This window comes from Kitasatospora sp. NPDC058184 (assembly GCF_042883725.1).
Lineage (GTDB): Bacteria > Actinomycetota > Actinomycetes > Streptomycetales > Streptomycetaceae > Kitasatospora.
Genome location: NZ_JBHVVE010000031.1, coordinates 1 through 23,030, shown reverse-complemented (window position 1 = coordinate 23,030; position 23,030 = coordinate 1). Strand labels below are relative to the sequence as shown.

The window sequence follows — 23,030 nt, the reverse complement described above, 5'->3', positions numbered from 1 at the left end:
CCGCCCATGCGCGTGATCCACGAGATGAAGTTCGTCGCCCGCCTCTCCTCGGGTGCCGACGAATGGTCCTGCCCCACCTGCGGACGCCGCGTCACCCTGCGGCGCCTGCCCGAACCCGAACTGACCGTCCTCGACCCGGGCGACGAGTCCGCCGTCCACGTCGGCGTCATCGAACCCGACGCCCGCGCCGCCGCCGAGAAGTACGGCCTCGGCCCCGTCCAGAACATCCCCCGCCCGCCCTCCCCGCCCACCCCCGACGCCGACGACCGCCGCTGGCTCGCCGAGATCGGCATCGACTGGGACGGCGGCGACGCCGCGGCGTGACTCAGGCGCGCGGCGCGTACAGCGGAAGGCCGGAGGTGTCCAGCTCGGCGGGCAGCGGTGCGGGCAGCGGGACGGGCTCGCCGTACTTGCCGAGCAGGATGCCCTGGTACGCCCCGTCGCGGGGGTGGGTGTGGAGCGCCCAGGTGCCGTTGCGAGGGTCGAGTGCGAGCAGGGCCGGGGCGCCGGCGCTCGCGTACCAGTCCGTCTTGGTGGAGACGGCCTTCACACCCTCCGAGTTGGAGATCACCTCGACGACGAGGGCCGCCTCGTGGGGGTCGGCGAGCCACCGGTCGTCGTTCTCCCAGTCGACGGGGAGGACGATCAGGTCGGGCGTGGCGTAGTCCTCGTCGTTGCCCGGCATGTAGATGGACGACACCTCGTAGGCGCCCAGGTCGGCGGGCAGTCGGGGGTCCAGCTGGATGCGCAGCCGTCGGACGGTTCCCGCGTGCTTGCCGCGAGGGGTCGGGGACATCACCAGGGTTCCTCCGATGATCTGGACGCGAAGTCCCGTGCTCTCCTCGATCTCCTCCGCCGCATCCCGGAGTCTGCCGGGCCGCACGGTGATGGCCGTCATCGTGTCCTCCGCTCTCTGGTGCTGGGCCGAGTGGCTGGTGTCCGCCGGGTTCAGGCTAGCGCGCCAAGTGGGCCGGTGCCGGGGCTGATCGGATGCCTTCGGGGTCTGGTCGAAAGCTGGCTGTTTAGTTATATTCAATCGAACACAGCTTGAATGAATCCATCCGCAGGGAGGCCGTGACTATGGTGCAGCAGCAGGCGAGCGGGCCGCGAGAGGTGCGCGCGGCGCGGGGGACGGGGCTGACGGCGCAGGGGTGGCAGCAGGAGGCCGCCCTGCGGATGCTGATGAACAACCTCGACCCGGAGGTGGCCGAGCACCCGTCGAAGCTGGTGGTGTACGGCGGGACGGGCAAGGCGGCGCGGGACTGGCGGTCCTTCGACGCCATGGTGCGGACGCTGGAGGGGCTGAAGCAGGACGAGACCATGCTGGTCCAGTCCGGGCGGCCGGTCGGCGTGATGCAGACCCACGAGTGGGCGCCGCGGGTGCTGATCGCCAACTCCAACCTGGTCGGCGACTGGGCCAACTGGGAGGAGTTCCGCCGGCTGGAGAGCCTCGGGCTCACCATGTACGGGCAGATGACCGCCGGCTCGTGGATCTACATCGGCACCCAGGGCATCCTCCAGGGCACCTACGAGACCTTCGCGGCCGTCGCCGGCAAGCGCTACAACGGCTCGCTGGAGGGCACCATCACCCTCACCGCCGGCCTCGGCGGGATGGGCGGCGCCCAGCCGCTGGCCGTCACCATGAACGGCGGCGTGGCGATCTGTATCGACTGCGACCCGTCCCGGATCGCCCGCCGGATCGAGCACCGCTACCTGGACGTCGAGGCCAAGGACCTCTCCCACGCGCTGGAGCTGGCCACCGCCGCCCGCGACAAGAGGCAGCCGCTCTCCATCGGCGTGCTGGGCAACGCCGCCGAGCTGGTCCCGCAGCTGCTCGCGATGGACGCGCCGATCGACATCGTCACCGACCAGACCAGCGCCCACGACCCGCTGGCCTACCTGCCGGTCGGCGTCGCCTTCGAGGACATGGCGGACTACGCGGCCGCCAAGCCCGCCGAGTTCACCCAGCGGGCCCGCGAGTCGATGGCCGCGCACGTCGAGGCGATGGTCGGCTTCCTGGACCGCGGCGCCGAGGTCTTCGACTACGGCAACTCGATCCGCGGCGAGGCCCAACTGGCCGGGTACGACCGCGCGTTCGCCTTCCCCGGCTTCGTCCCGGCGTACATCCGCCCGCTGTTCTGCGAGGGCAAGGGCCCGTTCCGCTGGGCGGCGCTGTCCGGCGACCCGCAGGACATCCACAAGACCGACAAGGCCGTCCTCGACCTCTTCCCGGAGAACGAGTCGCTGGCCCGCTGGATCAAGCTGGCCCAGGAGAAGGTGCACTTCCAGGGCCTGCCGGCGCGCATCTGCTGGCTCGGCTACGGCGAGCGCGACAAGGCCGGCGAGCGCTTCAACGACATGGTCGCCTCCGGTGAGCTGTCCGCCCCGATCGTGATCGGCCGCGACCACCTGGACTGCGGCTCGGTGGCCTCCCCGTACCGGGAGACCGAGGCGATGCTGGACGGCTCCGACGCGATCGCCGACTGGCCGCTGCTCAACGCCATGGTCAACGTCGCCTCGGGCGCCTCCTGGGTCTCCATCCACCACGGCGGCGGCGTCGGCATCGGCCGCTCGATCCACGCCGGCCAGGTCACCGTCGCCGACGGCACCGCGCTGGCCGGGGAGAAGATCCGCCGGGTGCTCACCAACGACCCGGGCATGGGCGTCATCCGGCACGTGGACGCCGGCTACGACCGGGCCACCGAGGTCGCCGCCGAGCGCGGTGTCCGCGTCCCGATGGGCGAGCTGTGACGGTTCCGTCGTTCGAAGAGATGTGGGCGGAGCTGCTCCCCGTGGGCCGCTCCGCCGCCTCCGGCGGCTACCGCCGCTTCGCCTGGAACTCCGCCGACGCCGAGTGCCGCGCCTGGTTCGAGCAGCAGGCCCGCGGCCGCGGCCTGGCGTACGAGCTGGACCGCAACGGCAACCAGTGGGCCTGGCTGGGCGATCCGACCGCCGGCGGCGCGGTCGTCACCGGCTCGCACCTGGACTCCGTCCCGGACGGCGGCGCCTTCGACGGCCCGCTCGGCGTGGTCTCCTCCTTCGCCGCACTGGACGAACTGCGCTCCCGCGGCGCGGAGTTCACCAGGCCCCTGGCGATCGTCAACTTCGGCGACGAGGAGGGCGCCCGGTTCGGCGTGGCCTGCATCGGCTCCCGGCTGACCGCCGGGGTGCTCTCCCCGGAGCAGGCGTACGGGCTGCGCGACGCCGACGGCGTCCGGCTGCCCGACGCGATGGAGAAGGCCGGCTACGACCCCACCGCGATCGGCGCGGACGAGGACCGGCTGGCCCGGATCGGCGCCTTCGTCGAGCTGCACGTCGAACAGGGCCGCTGCCTCGCCGAGGGGCAGCCGGTCGGTGTGGCCGGGGCGATCTGGCCGCACGGCCGCTGGCGGTTCGACTTCCACGGCGAGGCCAACCACGCCGGCACCACCCGGATCGAGGACCGCCGCGACCCGATGCTGACCTACGCCAACACCGTGCTGGCGGCCCGCAAGAAGGCGAAGCAGGCGGGCGCGCGGGCCACCTTCGGCAAGGTCGCGGTCGAGCCCAACGGCACCAACGCGATCGCCTCGCTGGTGCGCGGCTGGCTGGACTCCCGGGCGGCCGACGAGCGCACCCTCACCGAGCTGGTCGAGGCGATCGAGCGGGCCGCCGCCGAGCGCGGCGAGCGCGACGGCGTCCGGGTCGAGCTGACCCGCGAGTCCTACACCCCGGTGGTGGACTTCGACGGGCCGCTGCGCGACCGGCTGGCCAAGCTGCTGGACGCCCCGGTGCTGCCCACCGGCGCGGGACACGACGCCGGCATCCTGGCTTCGGCGATCCCGACCGCCATGCTGTTCGTGCGCAACCCCACCGGCGTCTCCCACTCCCCGGCCGAGCACGCCGAGCAGGCCGACTGCCTGGCCGGGGTCGCGGCCCTCGCCGACGTACTGGAGGACCTGGCGTGTCAGTGACCCCGTCGAGCCCCGTGGCGTACTGGGCCCAGTACGCCTGGCTGCCGCACGACAACGGGCCGGTGGTCGAGCCGGACGTGCTGATCACCACCGGCCCCGGCGGGACGATCGCCGCCGTCGTCCCGGACAGCGGCCCCTGCCCGCCCGGCGCCGTCCGGCTCGACGGGCTGCTGCTGCCCGGCCAGGCGAACGCCCACTCGCACGCCTTCCACCGGGCGCTGCGCGGGCACGTCCAGGTCGGCTCCGGCACCTTCTGGACCTGGCGCGACACCATGTACCGGTTCGCCGGCGCGCTGGACCCGGACCGCTACCTGGCGCTCGCCACCGCCGTCTACGCCGAGATGGCGCTGGCCGGCGTCACCGCCGTCGGCGAGTTCCACTACCTGCACCACGCGCCCGGCGGCGCCCGGTACACCGACCCGAACGCGATGGGCGAGGCGCTGATCGAGGCCGCCGCCCGGGCCGGCATCCGGATCACCCTGCTGGACACCTGCTACCTGTCCTCCGGTTTCGGGGCCGAGCCGACCCACCCCCAGCTGCGGTTCAGCGACGGCGACGCCGAGGCCTGGGCCGCCCGGGCGGACGCGCTCAAGCCGCGCGAGCACGCCCGGATCGGCGCCGCCGTCCACTCGGTGCGGGCCGTCCCGGCCGAGCAGCTGGACACCGTCGCGCACTGGTCGGCGCTGCGCGGGGCGCCGCTGCACGTCCACCTGTCCGAGCAGACCGCGGAGAACGACGCCTGCCTGGCCGCGCACGGCGTCACCCCGACCCGGCTGCTCGCCGACCACGGCGTGCTCGGCCCGCGCACCTCGGCCGTGCACGCCACCCACCTGACCGACGAGGACGTCAGGCTCCTCACCGACTCCTCCACCACGGTCTGCATGTGCCCCACCACCGAGCGGGACCTCGCGGACGGCATCGGCCCGGCCCGCCGGCTCGCCTCGGCGGGCTCCCCGATCACCCTGGGCAGCGACAGCCACGCGGTGATCGACCCGTTCGAGGAGGCCCGCGCGCTGGAGCTGGACGAGCGGCTGCGGACGCGGACGCGCGGCCACTGGACGGCGAACGCGCTGCTGCGGGCCGGCACCGAGGACGGGCACGCCTCGCTCGGCTGGCCGGAGGCCGGACGGATCGAGGCCGGGGCGCTCGCCGACTTCACGGTGATCGCGCTGGACACCGTCCGTACGGCGGGCCCGCCGCCCCGGCTGGGCGCCGAGATCGCCGTCTTCGCGGCCTCGGCGGCGGACGTGTGGCACCTGGTGGTCGGCGGCCGGCACGTCGTCCGGGACGGCGTGCACCTGCTGGTGGACGACGTGCCGGGTGCGCTGCGCTCAGCGATCCGCGCGCTGGACTACTGACCCCCGTTCAACCCCCTTCGGAAGGCGTTGTCTTGAGCACCACGACCACCCTGATCACGGGCATCGGCAGCCTGGTCACCAACGACCCCGGGCAGGGCGCCGGGCCGCTCGGCCTGCTCACCGACGCGGCCGTGGTGGTCGACGGCGGCACCGTCGCCTGGGTCGGCCCGGCCACGCAGGCCCCGGCGGCGGACGAGCGCTTCGACGCCGGGGGCCGGGCGCTGCTGCCCGGCTTCGTCGACTCGCACGCCCACCTGGTGTTCGCGGGGGACCGTACGGCCGAGTTCAACGCCCGGATGTCCGGGCAGGCGTACTCGGCGGGCGGCATCCGGACCACGGTGGCGGCCACGCGGGCCGCTTCGGATGCCGAACTGGAGGCCAACCTGGCCCGGTTCGTCCGGGAGGCGGTGCGGCAGGGCACCACCACCATCGAGTGCAAGTCCGGCTACGGGCTGACGGTCGAGGACGAGGCCCGGGCGCTGCGGATCGCCGCCGGGTACACCCCGGAGACGACGTACCTGGGCGCGCACGTGGTGGCGCCCGAGTACGCGGAGGACCCGGCCGGGTACGTGGAGCTGGTGACCGGCGAGATGCTGGACGCCTGTGCCCCGCACGCCCGTTGGGTGGACGTGTTCTGCGAGAAGGGCGCCTTCGACGGGGACCAGGCGCGGGCTGTCCTGACGGCGGGGATCGAGAAGGGCCTCACGCCGCGGGTGCACGCCAACCAGCTCACGTACGGGCCGGGCGTGCAGCTCGCGGTGGAGCTGGGGGCCGCCTCGGCGGACCACTGCACCCACCTGACGGACGAGGACGTGGCGGCGCTGGCCGGCTCGGCGACGGTCGCGACGCTGCTGCCGGGGGCGGAGTTCTCGACGCGGGCCGAGTACCCGAGTGGGCGCCGACTGCTGGACGCGGGCGCGGTGGTGGCCCTGTCGACGGACTGCAACCCGGGCTCCAGCTTCACCAGTTCGATGGCGTTCTGTATTGCCGTGGCGGTGCGGGAGATGGGCATGACCCCGGACGAGGCCGTCTGGGCGGCCACCGCGGGCGGCGCCCGCGCCCTGCGGCGCAGCGACGTGGGGGTGATCGCCCCCGGCGCCCGCGCGGACCTGCTCCTGCTGGACGCCCCCTCGTACGTCCACCTGGCCTACCGCCCGGGCGTGCCGCTGACGGCGGCGGTCTGGCGCGCGGGCGTCCGGGAGGTCTGAGCGGTGGGTTCGCGTCGCCCCGTCGAGCAGCTGCTCGACGGGGCGACGTGCTGTTCAGGGGGTGACGGTGAGGTGGTCGAACTCGCCGGCCTTGGCGGGGGCCTCACGGACTTCGCGGTCCGAACGGGCGATCACGTGGCGGGGGCCGGTACACGTGCCGACGTGTCCGTCCGCGGTCGCCAGGGCGGGCGGGCTCCTCGGCCGGGGCACGGCAGCGCTTCCGAGCGGGGCCGTGATCATTAGTCCAGGACGGGAATACTGCCCGAACCATGTGGACAGGACGCGCGGCCAGTCCATAGCGTCTCGCCCAGGCGGTCCAATCCGGGCCGAGCTGAAGGGGGTTGGCATGGCTCACCAGCGGCTCACGGGTGTCGGTGTCGGAGACTGCAAGGAAGGAGACTGCCCGAACGTCTACCGCACCGACCGGGGCACCCTCGTCTTCCAGGGGGATCAGTACGCGGAGCTGGCGGTGCCGGTACACGAAGGCGCCGTGGAGCTGCCCGAGCATGTCGTGAAGGAGGCCATTCGTGTTCTTGGATGGTGAGGACTGGCAGAGGCTTCTGCACGGTTTCTCGCGGTCGGCGTTCCGGCTTGAGACCCTGCCCGCTTACAAGGTCGCGGGGGAGGCGGAAGAGGTCGAGGAGTTCCTGAACGGGTACCGGATCGACCCCGGTACCTACACGTCCGGCTGGACTGACAAGCTCAGGGCTCATACCGCGGCCGGTCGCACGGTTCAGCGCGTGCACATCGTTACCCGGCCGCTGAGTGACTACCTGCGGTACGAGTTCATGTACTACGCACCGCATGCCAGGGCCGGTGAGGACATCTACATTCTCGACCTGACCGACAGGCCGAACCCGGGCCTTCCGGCTCAGGACTTCTGGGCCTTCGACGATTCGACCGTGGTCCTGATGAACTACGAGCCCGACGGAACGCAGATCAACCGCGTGCTTGTCGAGGACGACGTCGAGAAGTACCGGGAATGGCGGCGGATCGCTGTGGCCGAGTCGGTGCCCTTCGTGGACTATGTGGAAGAGCACGGGTGGCAATAGACCCGGAAGAGCTGGGGCACAGTAGAAGTGACCTGGCAAAGGCATTGAGGGAACTACGGGTTCAAGCCGGTCTCGCAGGAGACCGGCTTGCTCGGCGTTGCGGCATGACGCAGTCGAAGATCAGCAAGATCGAAACAGGCAGGACCGTGCCGTCCCTGGTGGACGTGGAGCTGATCCTGCGGGCCCTCGAAGTGCCGGCCGAGTTGGCGCGACAGGTGTTCGACCTGGCCCGTGTGGCGAATACCGAGTGGCAGGACATCCGCGCTCTGAGGAAGAAGGGCCTGGAGAGGAAGCAAGCCGAGCTCGCGGCGCTCGACCAGTCCTCCAACGAGATCCGCTACTTCCTGATCTCGATGCTCAACACGCTGCTCGCCTCGCCCGAGTACGTGCGGGCGAGCCTCGCCCATGTGCCGGGAGACACCAGCAGGGCCGCCATGAAGAAACTGGAGCGCCAGACCGTCCTGTACGACGAGTCGAAGGCCTTCACCTTCGTACTCACCGAGCAGGCTGCCCGGTGGGCGCTCCTGCCGCCTCGGGCCATGGTCATGCAGATCGAACGACTCGTCTCCGTTTCCAGGCTCCCGAACGTCCGGCTCGGCGTGATTCCACTCGGGAAGCACATCCCGGAGAGCCCGCTGAACACCTTCACGGTGTACGACAGCAGCCTTGCCACGGTCGAGACGGAGACCGGAATCATCACGCTCCGGGACCGGCGGGACATCAAGGCGTACCGGGACGCGTTCGCCATGTACGAAGGTTACGCACTGTTCGGTGAGGAAGCCCGAGAGAAGCTGGCTGAGTGGTCGGCCCTCTTCCTCGGCGGTCTTTAGTCGCGCACGGGAATAATCGCCTTCCTCCCCTTTCGGTCCCCTTACTGTGGACTCCTCGCCTTGCGGCTGCTCTCCCGTGCGGTACCAGCGTCTCCGCTGACATCATCCCGATCGGTCTGATAATCGCGGATTTGGTGTCGGCGGTGCCGGTTGCGGGATCGTGGGCCCGCGCGAGCGGCGCGCGGGACCCCGTCAACGAAAGGGCGAACCCATGAAGAAGATCGCTGCGAAGCTCTGGCGGATCATCCGCGGCCCGATGCAGTGGCGCGTGCTGTGGCTGTGGCACTCGAAGTTCATGGTCGGGGTGACGGGCATCGTCCGCGACCAGGACGGCCGTGTGCTGCTGCTGAAGCACCGGATGTGGCCGGAGGGCCGGCAGTGGGGTCTGCCGACCGGCTACGCCGACAAGGGCGAGAGCTTCGAGGACACGATCGTGCGTGAGGTCCGGGAGGAAACCGGACTCACGGTGAAGGTGTGCGAGCTGGCGCACCTGAAGAGCGGCTACAAACTGCGTGTCGAAGTCGCCTACGAGGCCCTGTACGTCACTGGGCAGGTCAGGGCGGCTTCGTTCGAGATCCTGGAGGCTCGATGGTTCTCGCCGGACGAACTCCCCGGGGGAGTGCAGGAATCACATCGGCGACTGATCAGTCGTCGGCCGTACTGACCCTTGGTCGATCACTCACCCCCTCCTGCCTGGCGCCGAACGAGCACCTGTCCGGAGACCCCGCCGAGCGGGCCGAGTTGGCTCACCTGCTGGCCGCGCGACGGGCGACGGCGGCGCTCGACCGGGCCCATCCGCACATCACGTTCTCACTGTTGCACTGGGTGGTCGACACATCGTCCGACGAGCCGGCCCGCGAAGTCTTCCGGCAGGGTGCCGCCCTTCTGGCCGACCGCTACGGGGAATTGGGGCTGAGTCGACTGCTGCCGACTGACCGGGTGTGGGTAGGGGTGCGCTCGACCCGGCCCGACGCGTTCGGCGGCTTCCACCATCCGAACCAGGGGTACCGGCATGTGCAACTGGCGTCCGTGGTCACGAGGTACGGGCGGCTGAACGATCCCCGACCGGCGTCACCGGAACTGGTGGCGCTCGACCTCCTCCGTAGCTACGCGCACGACTGCCTGCACTGGGGGTCGTTCCGGGAGTACCGGCTCCAAGGCGAGCAAGTGATCCGGAGCCGTTACGGCATCAACCGCCGCGACCAGCACGGCCGGACGTACTCGTCCCAGGACAGGAGCGATGCTTCCTCGACGCGGAATCTCGGCATCGTGATGGAGGGGGCCACGGATCGGGAGGCCCGGATGATCTCCGCTGCGGTGGCCGACCGTCTCGGCCTGGCCGAACGCATCGCGGCAGCCGATCGCCTGGCGTTCCGCGACACCACGGGACGGCTGAAGCCGAGCGATTTCGACCACGCAGAGCCTGGTGTTGCCACCCGCTTCCACCTGGCCATGGCCGGATATGAGCACGGCGTAGGCGCTCGCTACCGGCGCTTCCTCGCCGACATGGGCGGCCCGGAGGCGGACACGCTGCATGCGCTGATCATCGCGGCGGTGATCAGCGGCAATCTGTTCGGCCTTTCGAGCTGGCTCGATCAGCGGCACGGCCCCGAGGCTTTCCGTCGCACCTTCCGCTCGTCTGCCTACTCGGGGCCTGACCCCGATGAATGGACGACCACGGCACGTCGTGCCTGATCCTTCGTGCTCAGCCGTCTCGTGCCCTGACTCTTCGAGTCGGCCGGCAAGCGCGACCGGCAGGTCCGCTGGGGTGGGCCCGCCCACAACCGGACCGAACCGTTCGCCTCGCGCAGGAGGTCGGGTGGGCCGATTTCCTGCGCGTTCAGGTGCTGCAAGCGACCATCACTTCGACTACGAGAACAGCCGCGCTGGACGCGCCGTCGCACGTCCACCTGGCCTACCGGCCGGGCGTTCGGGAGGTCTGAACGGTGGGTTCGCGTCGCCCCGTCGAGCACCGGCTCGACGGGGCGACGTGCTGCTCAGGGGGTGGCGGTGAGGTGGTCGAACTCGCCGGCCTTGGCGCCCTGGAGGAACGTGGCGAACTTGAGGGACGTGGTGCGGACGATGACGTCTCCCTCATCGGACTCCCGGAGCTCAACTACCCCGTCGGCAGCCCGGACCTCAACGCATGCGTTGCTGGAGCCGGAGTAACTGGACTTCTGCCATGCGGGGCTACTCATGATTGCCCTCTATCTCCTTCTTGATGGATCGGATGAAGTCGCGCGAGTCATCTTCGGAGAGGGCTACGGACGCCATTCGATCGAGGATCTCGCGGTAGCTTGCAAGGTCGGAGGGTGCATCGAAGAGCGGACACCCGAAGCTGATGTCGATCTGCACTGTGTCCAACTCGGGCACCGGACCGGCGATATAGACGAAGTTCTCGCTGGGGCCGGGCAGCGATTCGATCTTAAACGGCACGACCCGAACTGAGATGCCAGGGCTCTCGGAATGGTCAATGAGGGCGCCGAGTTGCTCGGCAAGTGCCTCTGGCCCGCTGAACTGCATCCGCAGTGCGGCTTCATGGATGAACGCAGTGTAGGGCGTAGCGTCGTTGCGGATGATCTGCTGCCTCCGCAGGCGGAAGGCGAGGCGGAGATTGACGTCAGCCTGCGGCAATGGCGGGATCGCACGGGCGAACACCGAAGCGGCGTAGGCCGGAGTTTGAAGCAGTCCGGGCAGGAAGGTGATCGAGTAGGTGGCGATCCGCCGGGCATGGGCCTCGATCGCCGCCACATCGAGCAGGTCGCTGGTCAGACTCGGGCTGTACTCCTCCCACCAGCCAGTTTCTCGCTCCCGGGTCATGTCAGCGAGCGCGGCGATCAGGGGCTCGTTGCCACACGCGCAGGCCGCCGCGATCTCACGCAGACGTTCCTCGCTGACAGCCGACTTCCCATTCTCCATCTGACTCACCAAGGCAGCAGTCACCCCAAGCAGACGGGCAAGGTGGCTGCCGCCGAAGCCGGCTTGCTCTCTCATCCTCCGCAGTTCGGCGCCGAGGCGCCGCTGACGGAGGGTGGGGACTCGAAGGGCCATGGCGTCCTCTCAACAGGTGCAGAGGCCAGTGTGCCGCGCCGGTTGCCGGTGGATCCATCCGGGCTCGGCGAAGCGCGTCCCCCGATGGGAGGACACTTCTCTCGTTCGAATTTAATTAAAGAGCGGATGCGCTATCGTCGTTCACAGCTTGATCCGACGGATCGTCAGTAATGCCTGCATCCAAGGCAGTAGGCGCCTGCTGCCCGCACGCCGAAGAGCAACCGCCGCCCCGGCCTGGCTCACGGCGACGACCGTCATCCCCCTCCCCACACCACAGCCTCACGGAGGTTCCCGTGTGCACCCGTAACACCCCCTCGCTCACCCTCTCCCGCCAGGCCCTGCGGGACGCGATGACCCGTAGCGGCGGCTGGGACGCCGACAGCATCTTCAACGCCGAACTCGCCCTGATGGAGCTCGTCGTCAACGCCTGGCGGCACGGCGACACCCCCGCGCCCGTCGTCTGGTTCTCCGTCCTCGGCCGCACCCTCCGGGTCACCGTCTCCGACGAGAGCGACGCCCTCCCCCGGCGGCGAACCCCCGCCGACTCCGCCGAGTCCGGCCGGGGCCTCCAACTCGTGGAGGGCCTCACCCACCGCTGGGGCGTCGACCCGCAGAAGCGCGGCAAATCCATCTGGTACGAGCTGGACTGCCGCGCGTGACCGGCTACCCCGTCCTGCCGGAGGACCCCCGGATGCGCGACTACACCAAACCCCACCTCATGGCCCTTCTGGGCGAGTTGCACAGGCGCGGCCTGCCGCACGGGCTCCTCTGGGGGTCCGCCTCGCCGGGCGAGACCACCATCGACGGACGCATCCTGATCGACTTCGGGAACGCTCCGGTGAGCACTTTGCTCAACCTCCTCCGCCTGCTCCGCGAACTGGACGATGACGACGAGGGAGGGCAGCCGTGAGGTTCTTCGTCGGCGCAGGCCTCCTCGCCCTCGGCGTCCTCGCGACCCTCAGGATGCCCCGCCCCGAAGCGCGCGACGAGCAGTACTGAAACACGCGAAGGCCCTCGCCCACCCAGGGCGAGGGCCTCGCGGGCATGGAGCCGGTCTTCGTCAGATCTCGTACAGATGGTGCGGGAGCGCTCGCTCCCAGACTGCTTCGAACGCGGTGGTGCACAGCGTCACGGCGTCCGGCTCTGTCGTGATCTCGTCCTCGACCACGGTGCCGTCCCCGGAGAAGTGGTGCACTCGAAGCAGCGCGCCGTCGAACAGCCAGAAGTCGTTCCCGGGCAGGGGGATGCTCGTTGCCTGCCGCCGTGGCAGCCAGCGGACCTGCTCGCCGGCCGTGACGTTGGCGTGGGTGACGTAGTGCTCCCACCGGATGTACTCGGACACGGGCTCGGAGACCACCCGGGCTCGGCGAATGACCACGTCCCGCGCCACGGCGTCCGTGATCAACTGGTCATAGGGATGCCACCAGGACGCCTGGTCCTCCCAGTTGATCCGCTCACCGCGCTGCCAGGCCTCGAACCGATCCGTCGGAGCGTACGAGTCTCGCAGCTCCAGATGGACGGCGGACCGCCGGCACTGCTCAAGCAGCTCAGCGAAGCTGGGCACGCTCGACGGCATCACACGCCTCCCTGATCATGGGCACCGGCCCGTTCGCTGGGCAGGCGTTCGGTGGCGCGGCGCTGATCACTCCAGGCCCAACGAGCGGCGCAGGAAGTGCAGTTCGTGGTGCAGCAGGTTTTCCACCACCGCCTCGTCCGTCGGCCGGTGGCCGGTGGCGCGTAGGGGGAGGACCTCGTGCGGGCGGCCGGCGGCGAGGAGGGCGGCGGAGAGCCGCAGGGTGTGGGCCGGGTAGACGTTGTCGTCGGCGAGGCCCTGGATCAGCAGCAGCGGGCGGCTCAGCTTCGGCGCCTCGGCGATCAGCGAGCCGCTGTCGTAGTGCTCGGGGTGCTCGTCGGGGTGGCCGAGGAAGCGCTCCTGCCAGTGGGTGTCGTAGAACCGCCAGTCGGTGGGGGCGGCTCCGGCGGAGGCGGCGTGGAAGACGTCCGGGCGCCTCAGTACGGCGAGGGCGGCGAGGTAGCCGCCGTAGGACCAGCCGCGGATGCCGACCCGGTCGAGGTCGAGCAGCCCGGGCCGCAGCCGGGCGGCCGCCCGCAGGCCCTCGACCTGGTCCGCCAGCGGGAGCGTCGCCTTGTCGCCGTACACGGCCTTCTCCCACCGGGGCCCGCGGCCGGGGGTGCCCCGGCCGTCCACCACGAGGACCGCGAAGCCCTGGTCGGCGAACCACTGGGAGACCTGGTCCCACCAGAGGCCGCCGGTGGTGGCCTTCTGCGTCGCGGGCCCGCCGTACGGGTCGAGCAGGACGGGCAGCGGGCCGTCCCCGGGGCGGTGGCCGGCGGGGAGGAAGAGTGCGGCGCGCAGGGCGTGTGGGCCGAGCCTGAGCAGCTCGGGCGCGGCAGTGACGACGGGCGGTTCGGCGTACGAGGTGAGCGGGAGCGCCGGGCGGCCCTCGCGCAGGACGGTGGAGCGGCCGCCGGGGTGTCCCGGGGTCCGGGTGGTGAGCACCAGCGTGCCGCCGCGCCGCACGCCGGTGTGTAGGCCGGGGCCGTCGCTCAGCCGACGGATGCCGCCGTCCGGCCCGTACGTCCAGAGGTGGGTCTCGGTGGGCTCCTCGGAGGCGGTGAACAGCACCTGCTCGCCCTCCGTGCCGAGCACCGCGCGCAGCTGGAGCCCGGGCGGGGTGACCGGTTCGCCGTCGATGGTCAGGTGCCGGGTGTCGCCGAGGTCGGCGGTGTCCACCAGGGCGCCGCCCGCGGTGCGGGCGGGCAGGCCGGGCAGCAGCTCGACCCAGTGGGCGTCCCGGCGCTCGGCGAGCGGCCGGGTGGTGCCGTCCGGCTCGACGGCCACCACAAGGACGGTGCGCTGGTCGCGGCTCTGCACGGCGGCGTACGGGCCGTGGCCGTCCCAGCCGGCGGCGGTCAGGTACTCGAAGGCGGTGCGGTCCCAGCGGACCTCGGTGTCGCTGCCGTCGAGGCCGAGCAGCCGCAGTGAGACCTCGGCGTTGGCGGTGCCGGCGAGCGGGTAGCGGACGGCGCGCGGCGGGCGGTGCGGGTCGGCGGGGTCGGCCGGGAAGAGCCGGGCGAGCGGGCGGTCGTCGACCCGGGCGACCAGCAGCGCGGTGCCGTCGGGGGACCACCAGTGGCCGCGGTCGCGGTGCATCTCCTCGGCGGCGACGTACTCGGCGAGCCCGTAGGAGACGTCCTCGGCCTCGGGTTCGGCGAGCGGGCGGTCGTCGGTGCCGTCGACGCCGACCACCCGCAGGGCGCCGCCGCGGACGTAGGCGATCCGGCGCCCGGTCGGGTCGAGCCTGGGGTCCTGCGGCGGGCCGGGGACGGGGACGGCGCGGACGGTGCCGGCGGCGGTGTCGGCCAGCCACAGGGCGCCGTCCAGGGCGAAGGCGGCGAGCGTGCCGGCGGCGTCGGTGCTGTAGGCGGCGATGCCCTCGTCGGCGCCCAGCGCGGCCGGGTCGGCGAGCAGCCGCTCCTCGCCGGTGGCGGTGTCCAGGGCCCAGAGGCAGGCGAGCGGGTCGGTGCCGGAGCGGCCGCGCAGGAAGAGCACGGTGGCGCCGTCCGCCGAGGGCTCGGGCCGGGTGGGGACGCCCAGGGTGAAGCGCCGGGTGCGGGCCAGCTGGCGGGGTAAGGAGGGGGTCGTCATGCCGGGCACCATAGGCACGGCCGACGGGCTCCTGTCGAGCGGGAAAAGCACTCGGGGCCGCCGCGGATCCTGGAATCCACGGCGGCCCCGGAGCGGGCGGGGACGGGCGTCAGTGCACGTCGCCCATGAGGGCCTGGACCTTCTTGCGGTAGGTGAAGATGGCGAACCCGGCGAGGGCCGCGAGCGACGCCTGCATCGCGATGATCCCGGTGCCGTTGAGGCTGACGCCGGCCAGCGAGAGCAGGCTGGTGGTGCAGTCACCGGCGGTGACGGCGAGGAACCAGACGCCCATCATCTGGGAGGCGTACTTGCGCGGTGCCATCTTGGTGGTGACCGAGAGGCCGACCGGGGAGAGGCAGAGCTCACCGATGGTCTGGATCAGGTAGATCGAGACGAGCCAGAGCGGGGAGACCAGGGTGCCGTTGTCCGCCATGGTCATCGGGATGATGAAGACGAAGAACGAGACGCCGACCAGGAGCAGGCCGATCGAGAACTTCACGATGGTGTTCGGCTCCTTGTCCCGGCGGGACAGCCAGAGCCACAGCCAGGCGAAGACCGGCGCGAACGCCATCACGAACAGCGGGTTCAGCGACTGGTACCAGGTGGCCGAGAAGCCGAGGCCGAACAGGGAGTCCGCGGTCTTCTTGTCCGCGAACAGGGAGAGCGTCGACCCGCCCTGGTCGTAGATCATCCAGAAGATCGCGGCCGCGGCGAAGAACCAGATGTACGCGGACATCTTGGACTGTTCGTCGGAGGTCAGGTCCTTGTCGCGCTTGATCCGGGTCAGCACGGTGATCGGGATCAGCAGACCGGCGATGGTCAGCGGGACGAGGGCCCAGTTCAGCGTGTAGACGCCCAGGCCGGCCACGACGCCGTAGAAGGCGGCGACGCCGAGCACCGTCAGGCCGGCCTTCTTCAGCAGGCGCTTGCGCTCCTCGGGCAGCAGCGGGTTGGGGACCTCGCTGCTCACCGGGTTCAGGTGGCGGCTGCCGAGCAGGAACTGGGTCAGGCCGAGGGCCATGCCGATCGCGGCCAGACCGAAGCCCAGGTGCCAGTTGTACTCCTTGCCGATCGTCCCGATGACGAACGGGGCGACGAAGGCACCGAGGTTGATGCTCATGTAGAAGACGGTGAACCCACCGTCGCGGCGCGGGTCCTCGGGGCCGTTGTAGAGCTGGCCGACCATCGTGGAGATGTTGGCCTTCAGCAGCCCGGAACCGAGCGCGACCAGGAGCAGGCCGAGGAAGAACGCCGCCTGGCCCGGGACGGCCAGCGCGATGTGGCCGGACATGATCACGAACCCGGCGATGGCGACGGTCTTGCGGGCGCCCCAGACCCGGTCGCCGAACCAGCCGCCCGGGTAGGCCATGAGGTAGACCATCGAGACGTAGACGGAGTAGATGGCCGTCGCCGTCGTCGCCTTCATGGCGAGGCCGCCGCCCTGGCTGCCGACGGCGGCGTCGGCGCCACCGGAGACCAGGTAGTAGATGAGCAGGGCGCGCATGCCGTAGTAGGAGAAGCGCTCCCACATCTCGGTCATGAACAGCGTGGCGAGACCTCGGGGATGCCCGAGGAAGGTCTTGCCGCTGGGAGATGCCGACGTCGCGTCGGTGTCCAGGGTCTTAGACGCCATGAGTAGTGGTTCCTTGCCTGACAGCGTCCGCGTAGGGGGGTGGGCGGCGGACGTGGACCAAACCACTCTACGTGGCGACATTTGGCTCTATCAGATGACAAAAGTCTTGAATCAGGTATGTGAATGGCAAAGTTGGCGACAAATCTGCCCGATCTATCGATGGTAGATGGGCGTGTCTTCCTTCGGTTTCAAGATCCAACAGGCGATTCTTCACCGAAGGGCCGGTCTGTTGCGCCCTGTTGAGCCCGATTGCGGCCTTGTATAACGATCACGCTCTGTGAACTACCTCACAGGGCGTACGGGGATACCCCGGCGGACTACCATCACCACATGACCTGTGTGCTGCTCGCCGAGGACGATCCGGCGATCTCCGAACCGCTCGCCCGGGCCCTGCGACGCGAGGGCTATGAGGTGCTCGTCCGCGAGGACGGTCCGACCGCACTCGCCGCCGGCCTCACCGAGGAGGTCGACCTCGTCGTCCTGGACCTCGGCCTGCCCGAGATGGACGGCCTGGAGGTCTGCCGCCGCCTGCGTGCCGACGGCAAGAGCTGCCCCGTCCTGGTGCTCACCGCCCGCGCGGACGAGGTGGACACCGTGGTCGGCCTGGACGCCGGTGCCGACGACTACGTCACCAAGCCCTTCCGCCTGGCCGAACTGCTCGCCCGCGTCCGGGCCCTGCTTCGGCGCGGCAACGTCGACCAGCTCACCACCGGCGCGCACGGGGTGAAGATCGACATCGAGTCCCACCGCGCCTGGCTCGGCGACGAGGAGCTCACCCTCTCCGCCAAGGAGTTCGAGCTGCTGCGCGTCCTGGTCCGGGACGCCGGCCGGGTGGTCACCCGCGAGGAGATCATGCGGCAGGTCTGGGACACCACGTGGTGGACCTCCACCAAGACCCTGGACATGCACATCTCCTGGCTCCGCAAGAAGCTCGGCGACGACGCGGCCAACCCGCGCTACATCGCCACCGTGCGCGGCGTGGGGTTCCGGTTCGAGAAGAATTGACCCTGACGGAGACCGGGCCCTCGGCCCGCGGCGGCGGAACACCCCGGGGAGCGGCAGCGTGAAGCGCAGGATGATCAACTCGCTGCTGGGCGTCGTCCTGGTGGTCGTCGTGGTGTTCTGCGTGCCGCTCGCCCTGGTCGAGAAGCGGACCATCGTCAACTCGGCCCAGGACCGGGTGGACGCCGCCGCCGTCCGGGTGCTCGCCCTGGTCGAGAGCCGGCTCGCCGCGGGCGAGCCGGTCACCGGGCGGGCCTTCGAGAGCCAGGTCACCGAGGGCAGCTACGTCGAGGTGCAGGTGCCCGGCCAGCCGGTGGTCTCCGCCGGCGAGCGCCCGGCCGGGAACCACCTGCTGAAGGCCGTCGAGCGCGGCAACAGCGGCGAGACCGTCACCGTCGAGCAGTCCCGCGAGGACGTCGACCACGAGATCGCCAACAACCTGCTGCTGCTCGGCGTGGTCGCCCTGCTGGCCGTCCAGGCCGCGGTGGCGCTCGCCGTCTGGCAGGCCAAGCGGCTCGCCCGGCCGCTCACCGACCTCGCCGAGACCGCCGAGCGGCTCGGCTCCGGCGACCCGCGCCCGCGCGACCGCCGCTACGGGGTGCCCGAGCTCGACCGGGTCGCCGAGGTGCTGGACACCAGCGCCGAGCGGATCGCCCGGATGCTCACCGCCGAGCGCCGGCTCGCCGCCGACGCCTCGCACCAGCTGCGCACCCCGCTCACCGCGCTCTCCATGCGGCTGGAGGAGATCACCGCCCTCGCCGAGGAGCCGGAGACGGTCAAGGAGGAGGCGACCATCGCCCTCCAGCAGGTCGAGCGGCTCACCGACGTGGTCCAGCGGCTGCTCACCACCCAGCGCGACCCGCGCAGCCCCACCGCCGTCGCCTTCGACCTGGACGAGGTGATCAAGCAGCAGGTGGAGGAGTGGGGCCCGACGCTGCGGGAGCAGGGCCGGGTGCTCTCCCTGGAGGGGCTGCACGGGGTCACCGCGGTCGGCACCCCGGGGACGGTCGCCCAGGTGCTGGCCACCCTGATCGAGAACTCGCTGATGCACGGCGCCGGGACGATCACCCTGCGGATCCGGCCCTCCGGCACCTCGGTGGTGGTCGAGGTCCAGGACCAGGGCGCCGGCGTGCCGCCGGACCTCGGCAACCGGGTGTTCGAGCGCGCGGTCAGCGGGCGCAACTCCACCGGCATCGGGCTGGCCGTCGCCCGCGACCTCGCGGAGGCGGACGGCGGGCGGCTCGAACTGCTCTCGCTGAAGCCGGCGGTGTTCGCGCTCTTCCTCGGGCGCAGCCACCAGGACTGAGGGCCTGGGGCCGGCCGGGACACGGCAGGATCCGGCAGGGGGATCCGGTGGGGGGACACGGCCGGGGATGCGGCGAGCCCCGGCGGCCGGGTTCGGCGAGCCGGGGCTGCGCGGGGTACGAGGGCGGTGCGAGGACCGCGGGGCCTACTCGGCCTTGGCGAGCCGGATCCGCTCGGTGGCCAGCATCAGCTCGGCCTGCGCGGCCAGCTCCTGGCCGGCGGCGGCGCCCACCGACTGCTGGGCGGGCAGCTCGACGGTCTCCGGCACGGCCTTGAACACCCAGGTGCGGTACGAGACGAAGCGGAACACGGTGGCCACGGCGAGGCCGATCACCTTGGCGCCGATCTGCTCGTAGTGCGAGCGCAGGTCGAGCACGTACACCGAGAAGCCGAGGACGCCGGTCTCGATCAGCATGCCGATGCCGCTGTAGACCAGGAAGAGCGTGATCTCGCGCTTGCGGGAGGCGGCGTCGCGGTCCCGGTAGAGCCAGTAGCGGTAGCCCAGGTAGTTGGTCGCGATCGCGATCACCGTCGCGACGATGTTCGACCGCACCGAGGCCAGGCCCATGCCGTTGAGGCAGACCCAGAACACGGCGAAGTTGACCACCACGCCGCTCAGGCCGACGATGCCGAACTTCACCACTTCGCCCTTGAGCCCACGCAGCTTCTGCGCGAGTGAGGGTTCCGAAGCCGCGTTCGTCGCCATACCGGAGTGCCTCCATGTGCCTGCTGGTCGAAAGGGCCGGTCGCGGTCGCGCGGCCGCCCCTTGAGCCCTGCGTGCACGCACATGATCGGACCGCGCAGACCAGGACCTAGCCGTCCAGGCTACCCGCTTCCATCGAACGGCTCAGCCCCCAGGGCGCCAGGTTGACATCTACGCGCGTCCGCTCCAGCGGCCCCACCTGCGGCTCCACCGCCCCCGACCGGCCCGGATATCCTGGGCCGCGTGACTTCCCCGGGCAATGTGAATTTTCCAGTGGTGGGCATGATCGGTGGCGGGCAGCTGGCCCGCATGGCACACCAGGCGGGCATCCCGCTCGGGGTCAGGTTCAAACTCCTCGCCGACACGCCCCAGGACTCCGCCGCACAGGTGGTCTCCGACGTCGTCCTCGGTGACTACCGCGACCTCGACACCCTGCGCGCCTTCGCCGCCGGCTGCGACGTGATCACCTTCGACCACGAACACGTCCCCACCGAGCACCTGCGGGCCCTGGAGGCCGACGGCATCGCCGTCCGCCCCGGCCCGGAGGCGCTGGTCAACGCCCAGGACAAGGGCGTGATGCGGGCCAAGCTGGACTCCATCGACGTGCCCTGCCCCCGGCACCGGCTCGTCGCCGACCCGGCCGACGTGACCGCCTTCGCGAACGAGGGCACCGGCTACCCGGTCGTCCTGAAGACCGTCCGCGGCGGCTACGACGGCAAGGGCGTCTGGGTCGTCGACGACGAGGAGCAGGCGCACGCCCCGTTCCTGGCCGGCGTCGCGGTGCTGGCCGAGGAGAAGGTCGACTTCGTCCGCGAGCTGGCCGCCAACGTCGTCCGCTCGCCCAGCGGCCAGGCCGTCGCCTACCCGGTGGTGGAGAGCGTCCAGGAGAACGGCGTCTGCGCCGAGGTCACCGCCCCCGCGCCGGACCTCGACCCGGCCCTGTCCGACGAGGCCCAGCAGCTCGCCCTGCGGATCGCCGGGGACCTCGGCATCGTCGGCCACCTCGCCGTCGAGCTGTTCCAGACCCGTGACGGCCGCATCCTCGTCAACGAGCTGGCCATGCGCCCGCACAACTCCGGGCACTGGACCCAGGACGGCGCCGTCACCTCGCAGTTCGAGAACCACCTGCGGGCCGTCCTCGACCTCCCGCTGGGCGACCCCCGCCCGCGCGCCAGGTGGACCGTCATGGTCAACGTCCTCGGCGGCGACTACCCGGACATGTACCACCCCTTCCTGCACTGCATGGCCCGCGACCCCGGGCTGCGGATCCACATGTACGGGAAGGACGTGAAGCCCGGCCGCAAGGTCGGCCACGTCAACGTCTTCGGGGACGACCTCGAAGACGTCCGCGAGCGCGCCCGCCACGCGGCCGCCTACCTGCGAGGAACGATCACCGAATGACCAACCCCCTCATCGGCATCGTGATGGGCTCGGACTCCGACTGGCCGGTCATGGAGGCCGCCGCCCAGGCCCTGGACGAGTTCGAGGTCCCGTACGAGGTGGACGTCGTCTCCGCCCACCGGATGCCCCGCGAGATGGTCGCGTACGGCGAGCAGGCCCACGGGCGCGGCCTGAAGGCGATCATCGCGGGCGCCGGTGGCGCGGCCCACCTGCCGGGCATGCTCGCCTCGGTCACCCCGCTGCCCGTCATCGGCGTGCCGGTGCCGCTGCGGTACCTGGACGGCATGGACAGCCTGCTGTCGATCGTCCAGATGCCGGCCGGCGTGCCGGTGGCGACCGTCTCGGTGGCCGGCGCGCGCAACGCCGGCCTGCTCGCGGTGCGGATGCTCGCCGCCTTCGACCCCGAGCTCACCGAGAAGATGACCGACTTCCAGGCCGAGCTGAACAACCAGGCCACCGAGAAGGGCAGGAAGCTGCGCGCCAAGGTGGCCGGTTCCGCGTCCTTCGGCTTCGGCAAGTAGTTCGGCCACCCGCGGGCGTGGGGTAGAACAGCACGCATGACCGCTGACCTGGACTCCCCCACCCCGCTGGACCGCGCCCGCGCCCTGCTGCGCACCGCCCCCGTGGTGGACGGCCACAACGACCTCCCCTGGGCGATGCGCGAGCAGGCCGGGTACGACCTCGGCGCGCTCGACCTCGCCGCCGACCAGAGCGACCGGCTGCACACCGACCTCGCCCGCCTCGCGGAGGGCGGCGTCGGCGCCCAGTTCTGGTCCGTCTACGTCCCCTCCTCGCTGGCCGGCGACCACGCCGTGAGCGCCACCCTGGAGCAGATCGACTTCGTCCACGCCCTGGTGGAGCGCTACCCGGACCGGCTGCGCCTGGCCCGTACCGCCGCCGACATGGAGGCCGCCCGCGCCGAGGGCCGGATCGCCTCCCTGATGGGCGCCGAGGGCGGCCACTCCATCGACTGCTCGCTGGCCACCCTGCGCGCCCTGTACGAGCTGGGCGTCCGGTACCTGACGCTCACCCACAACGACAACGTGCCGTGGGCGGACTCCGCGACCGACAAGCCGGCGGCCGGCGGGCTGACCCGGTTCGGCGAGGAGGTCGTCCGGGAGATGAACCGGCTCGGCATGCTGGTCGACCTCTCGCACGTCTCCGCCGACACCATGCGCGACGCGCTGCGGGTGAGCGAGGCGCCGGTGGTCTTCTCCCACTCCTCCTCGCGCGCGGTCTGCGACCACCCGCGCAACATCCCGGACGACGTGCTCGCCCAGCTGCCCGCCAACGGCGGCGTGGCGATGGCGACCTTCGTGCCGAAGTTCATCCTGCCCGCCGCCATCGAGTGGACCGTCGCCGCCGACGGGAACATGCGCGCCCACGGCTTCCACCCGCTGGACACCACCCCGCCGGCCATGGAGCGCCAGCGCGCCTTCGAGGCCGCCAACCCGCGCCCGATCGCCACCCCGGCCACCGTCGCCGACCACCTCGACCACATGCGCGAGGTGGCCGGCATCGACCACATCGGCATCGGCGGCGACTTCGACGGCACCGCCTTCCTGCCGGACGGCCTGGACTCGGTGGCCGGCTACCCCAACCTGGTCGCCGAACTCCTCGACCGCCACTGGTCGGAGGCCGACCTGGCCAAGCTCACCTGGCACAACGCCGTCCGCGTCCTGCGCGACGCCGAGTCGGCGGCCGCCGGGCTGCGGGCGGGCCGCCGCCCCTCCATCGCCACCATCGCGCAGCTGGACGGCCCCTCGGCCTAGGGCCTGTGTGATGTTGTGATCAGTTGGGTGGTCGCACGAGGTCGTCTATCCAGATCATTGAGGCGCGGAGGTGGAGGCCTGCGAGGTAGCT

At 71.1% G+C, this 23,030-nt stretch carries 25 protein-coding genes; 17 read left to right on the top strand and 8 right to left on the bottom strand.

Annotated features, from left to right (window positions below):
- Positions 1–6 precede the first annotated feature (6 nt).
- The gene (locus ACFVXH_RS37085) at positions 7–324 is read left to right on the top strand and encodes a hypothetical protein (RefSeq protein ID WP_380740736.1); all 318 of its coding nucleotides are present in this window, start codon (positions 7–9) and stop codon (positions 322–324) included.
- A 1-nt stretch (position 325) separates the two neighbouring features.
- On the opposite strand, the gene ACFVXH_RS37080 is transcribed toward ACFVXH_RS37085, so the two are convergent.
- Positions 326–898, bottom strand: a complete 573-nt coding sequence (locus ACFVXH_RS37080) for a Uma2 family endonuclease (protein ID WP_074003891.1) — start codon at positions 896–898, stop codon at positions 326–328.
- A 182-nt stretch (positions 899–1,080) separates the two neighbouring features.
- Here ACFVXH_RS37080 and hutU point away from each other — a divergent pair, with 182 nt between their 5' ends.
- Genes hutU through hutI form a run of 4 tightly spaced genes read left to right on the top strand, consistent with a single transcriptional unit; the run spans position 1,081 to position 6,519 of the window.
- Positions 1,081–2,751 carry a urocanate hydratase gene (gene hutU / locus ACFVXH_RS37075; RefSeq protein WP_387830538.1) on the top strand — a complete coding sequence of 557 codons (1,671 nt, stop codon included), beginning with the start codon at positions 1,081–1,083 and terminating at the stop codon, positions 2,749–2,751.
- Positions 2,752–2,771: 20 nt separating this feature from the next.
- Entirely contained in the window at positions 2,772–3,953 is a 1,182-nt protein-coding gene (locus ACFVXH_RS37070; RefSeq protein ID WP_079272389.1) for an allantoate amidohydrolase, read from the top strand.
- Positions 3,944–5,311, top strand: a complete 1,368-nt coding sequence (locus ACFVXH_RS37065; RefSeq protein ID WP_387830536.1) for a formimidoylglutamate deiminase — start codon at positions 3,944–3,946, stop codon at positions 5,309–5,311. The genes ACFVXH_RS37070 and ACFVXH_RS37065 overlap by 10 nt, the downstream gene beginning before the upstream one ends.
- 32 nt (positions 5,312–5,343) lie before the next feature.
- Positions 5,344–6,519 carry an imidazolonepropionase gene (gene hutI, locus ACFVXH_RS37060; RefSeq protein ID WP_387830535.1) on the top strand — a complete coding sequence of 392 codons (1,176 nt, stop codon included), beginning with the start codon at positions 5,344–5,346 and terminating at the stop codon, positions 6,517–6,519.
- Positions 6,520–6,573: 54 nt separating this feature from the next.
- Here the strand turns inward: hutI and ACFVXH_RS37055 are convergent, their stop codons facing one another.
- Positions 6,574–6,729 (bottom strand): hypothetical protein, encoded by a 156-nt coding sequence (locus tag ACFVXH_RS37055; RefSeq protein ID WP_387830534.1) that lies wholly within the window; start codon positions 6,727–6,729, stop codon positions 6,574–6,576.
- 136 nt (positions 6,730–6,865) lie between these two features.
- Here ACFVXH_RS37055 and ACFVXH_RS37050 point away from each other — a divergent pair, with 136 nt between their 5' ends.
- From ACFVXH_RS37050 to ACFVXH_RS37030, 5 genes are all read left to right on the top strand, one after another.
- Entirely contained in the window at positions 6,866–7,063 is a 198-nt protein-coding gene (locus tag ACFVXH_RS37050; protein ID WP_117488133.1) for a hypothetical protein, read from the top strand.
- Entirely contained in the window at positions 7,047–7,571 is a 525-nt protein-coding gene (locus ACFVXH_RS37045; protein WP_387830532.1) for a DUF6879 family protein, read from the top strand. Before ACFVXH_RS37050 ends, ACFVXH_RS37045 begins: the two co-directional genes overlap by 17 nt.
- Positions 7,562–8,401 carry a helix-turn-helix domain-containing protein gene (locus tag ACFVXH_RS37040; protein ID WP_387830530.1) on the top strand — a complete coding sequence of 280 codons (840 nt, stop codon included), beginning with the start codon at positions 7,562–7,564 and terminating at the stop codon, positions 8,399–8,401. The genes ACFVXH_RS37045 and ACFVXH_RS37040 overlap by 10 nt, the downstream gene beginning before the upstream one ends.
- Before the next feature lie 211 nt (positions 8,402–8,612).
- Entirely contained in the window at positions 8,613–9,065 is a 453-nt protein-coding gene (locus ACFVXH_RS37035; RefSeq protein ID WP_117488127.1) for an NUDIX domain-containing protein, read from the top strand.
- 77 nt (positions 9,066–9,142) lie between these two features.
- Positions 9,143–10,096, top strand: a complete 954-nt coding sequence (locus tag ACFVXH_RS37030; RefSeq protein WP_387830528.1) for a hypothetical protein — start codon at positions 9,143–9,145, stop codon at positions 10,094–10,096.
- A gap of 302 nt (positions 10,097–10,398) precedes the next feature.
- Here ACFVXH_RS37030 and ACFVXH_RS37025 read toward each other — a convergent pair whose 3' ends face one another.
- Positions 10,399–10,599, bottom strand: coding sequence for a DUF397 domain-containing protein (locus ACFVXH_RS37025; protein ID WP_049650029.1), 201 nt, complete (start codon positions 10,597–10,599; stop codon positions 10,399–10,401).
- Positions 10,592–11,452, bottom strand: coding sequence for a helix-turn-helix domain-containing protein (locus ACFVXH_RS37020; RefSeq protein ID WP_387830526.1), 861 nt, complete (start codon positions 11,450–11,452; stop codon positions 10,592–10,594). The genes ACFVXH_RS37025 and ACFVXH_RS37020 overlap by 8 nt, the downstream gene beginning before the upstream one ends.
- 293 nt (positions 11,453–11,745) lie before the next feature.
- Between ACFVXH_RS37020 and ACFVXH_RS37015 the strand changes: the two genes are divergently transcribed.
- Together ACFVXH_RS37015 and ACFVXH_RS37010 are read left to right on the top strand one after the other, a co-directional pair.
- On the top strand, positions 11,746–12,111 hold the full coding sequence (locus tag ACFVXH_RS37015) for an ATP-binding protein (RefSeq protein WP_074003885.1): 366 nt from the start codon (positions 11,746–11,748) through the stop codon (positions 12,109–12,111).
- A 32-nt stretch (positions 12,112–12,143) separates the two neighbouring features.
- Complete coding sequence (locus tag ACFVXH_RS37010; protein WP_387830524.1) at positions 12,144–12,362, top strand: hypothetical protein; 219 nt, start codon at positions 12,144–12,146, stop codon at positions 12,360–12,362.
- A gap of 150 nt (positions 12,363–12,512) precedes the next feature.
- Here the strand turns inward: ACFVXH_RS37010 and ACFVXH_RS37005 are convergent, their stop codons facing one another.
- The 3 genes from ACFVXH_RS37005 to ACFVXH_RS36995 form a co-directional block, all read right to left on the bottom strand.
- The gene (locus tag ACFVXH_RS37005; RefSeq protein ID WP_387830522.1) at positions 12,513–13,028 is read right to left on the bottom strand and encodes a DUF6879 family protein; all 516 of its coding nucleotides are present in this window, start codon (positions 13,026–13,028) and stop codon (positions 12,513–12,515) included.
- Between the two features lie 66 nt (positions 13,029–13,094).
- Positions 13,095–15,122 carry a prolyl oligopeptidase family serine peptidase gene (locus tag ACFVXH_RS37000; RefSeq protein ID WP_387830520.1) on the bottom strand — a complete coding sequence of 676 codons (2,028 nt, stop codon included), beginning with the start codon at positions 15,120–15,122 and terminating at the stop codon, positions 13,095–13,097.
- Positions 15,123–15,231: 109 nt separating this feature from the next.
- Entirely contained in the window at positions 15,232–16,755 is a 1,524-nt protein-coding gene (locus tag ACFVXH_RS36995) for a peptide MFS transporter (protein ID WP_074003878.1), read from the bottom strand.
- A 330-nt stretch (positions 16,756–17,085) separates the two neighbouring features.
- On the opposite strand from ACFVXH_RS36995, the gene ACFVXH_RS36990 reads away from it, so the two are divergent.
- Both ACFVXH_RS36990 and ACFVXH_RS36985 read left to right on the top strand, forming a co-directional pair.
- A complete protein-coding gene (locus tag ACFVXH_RS36990; RefSeq protein WP_030058577.1) occupies positions 17,086–17,760 on the top strand; it encodes a response regulator transcription factor in 675 nt (224 codons plus the stop codon).
- A gap of 58 nt (positions 17,761–17,818) precedes the next feature.
- A complete protein-coding gene (locus tag ACFVXH_RS36985) occupies positions 17,819–19,063 on the top strand; it encodes an ATP-binding protein (protein WP_049650022.1) in 1,245 nt (414 codons plus the stop codon).
- Between the two features lie 144 nt (positions 19,064–19,207).
- Here ACFVXH_RS36985 and ACFVXH_RS36980 read toward each other — a convergent pair whose 3' ends face one another.
- Positions 19,208–19,768 (bottom strand): GtrA family protein, encoded by a 561-nt coding sequence (locus tag ACFVXH_RS36980; RefSeq protein ID WP_049650021.1) that lies wholly within the window; start codon positions 19,766–19,768, stop codon positions 19,208–19,210.
- A gap of 259 nt (positions 19,769–20,027) precedes the next feature.
- Between ACFVXH_RS36980 and ACFVXH_RS36975 the strand changes: the two genes are divergently transcribed.
- From ACFVXH_RS36975 to ACFVXH_RS36965, 3 genes are read left to right on the top strand one after another with little or no spacing between them, the layout of a single operon-like run.
- Entirely contained in the window at positions 20,028–21,167 is a 1,140-nt protein-coding gene (locus ACFVXH_RS36975; protein ID WP_049650020.1) for a 5-(carboxyamino)imidazole ribonucleotide synthase, read from the top strand.
- Entirely contained in the window at positions 21,164–21,688 is a 525-nt protein-coding gene (gene purE / locus ACFVXH_RS36970; RefSeq protein ID WP_049650019.1) for a 5-(carboxyamino)imidazole ribonucleotide mutase, read from the top strand. The genes ACFVXH_RS36975 and purE overlap by 4 nt, the downstream gene beginning before the upstream one ends.
- 36 nt (positions 21,689–21,724) lie before the next feature.
- Positions 21,725–22,939, top strand: coding sequence for a dipeptidase (locus ACFVXH_RS36965; RefSeq protein WP_387830517.1), 1,215 nt, complete (start codon positions 21,725–21,727; stop codon positions 22,937–22,939).
- Positions 22,940–23,030 lie beyond the last annotated feature (91 nt).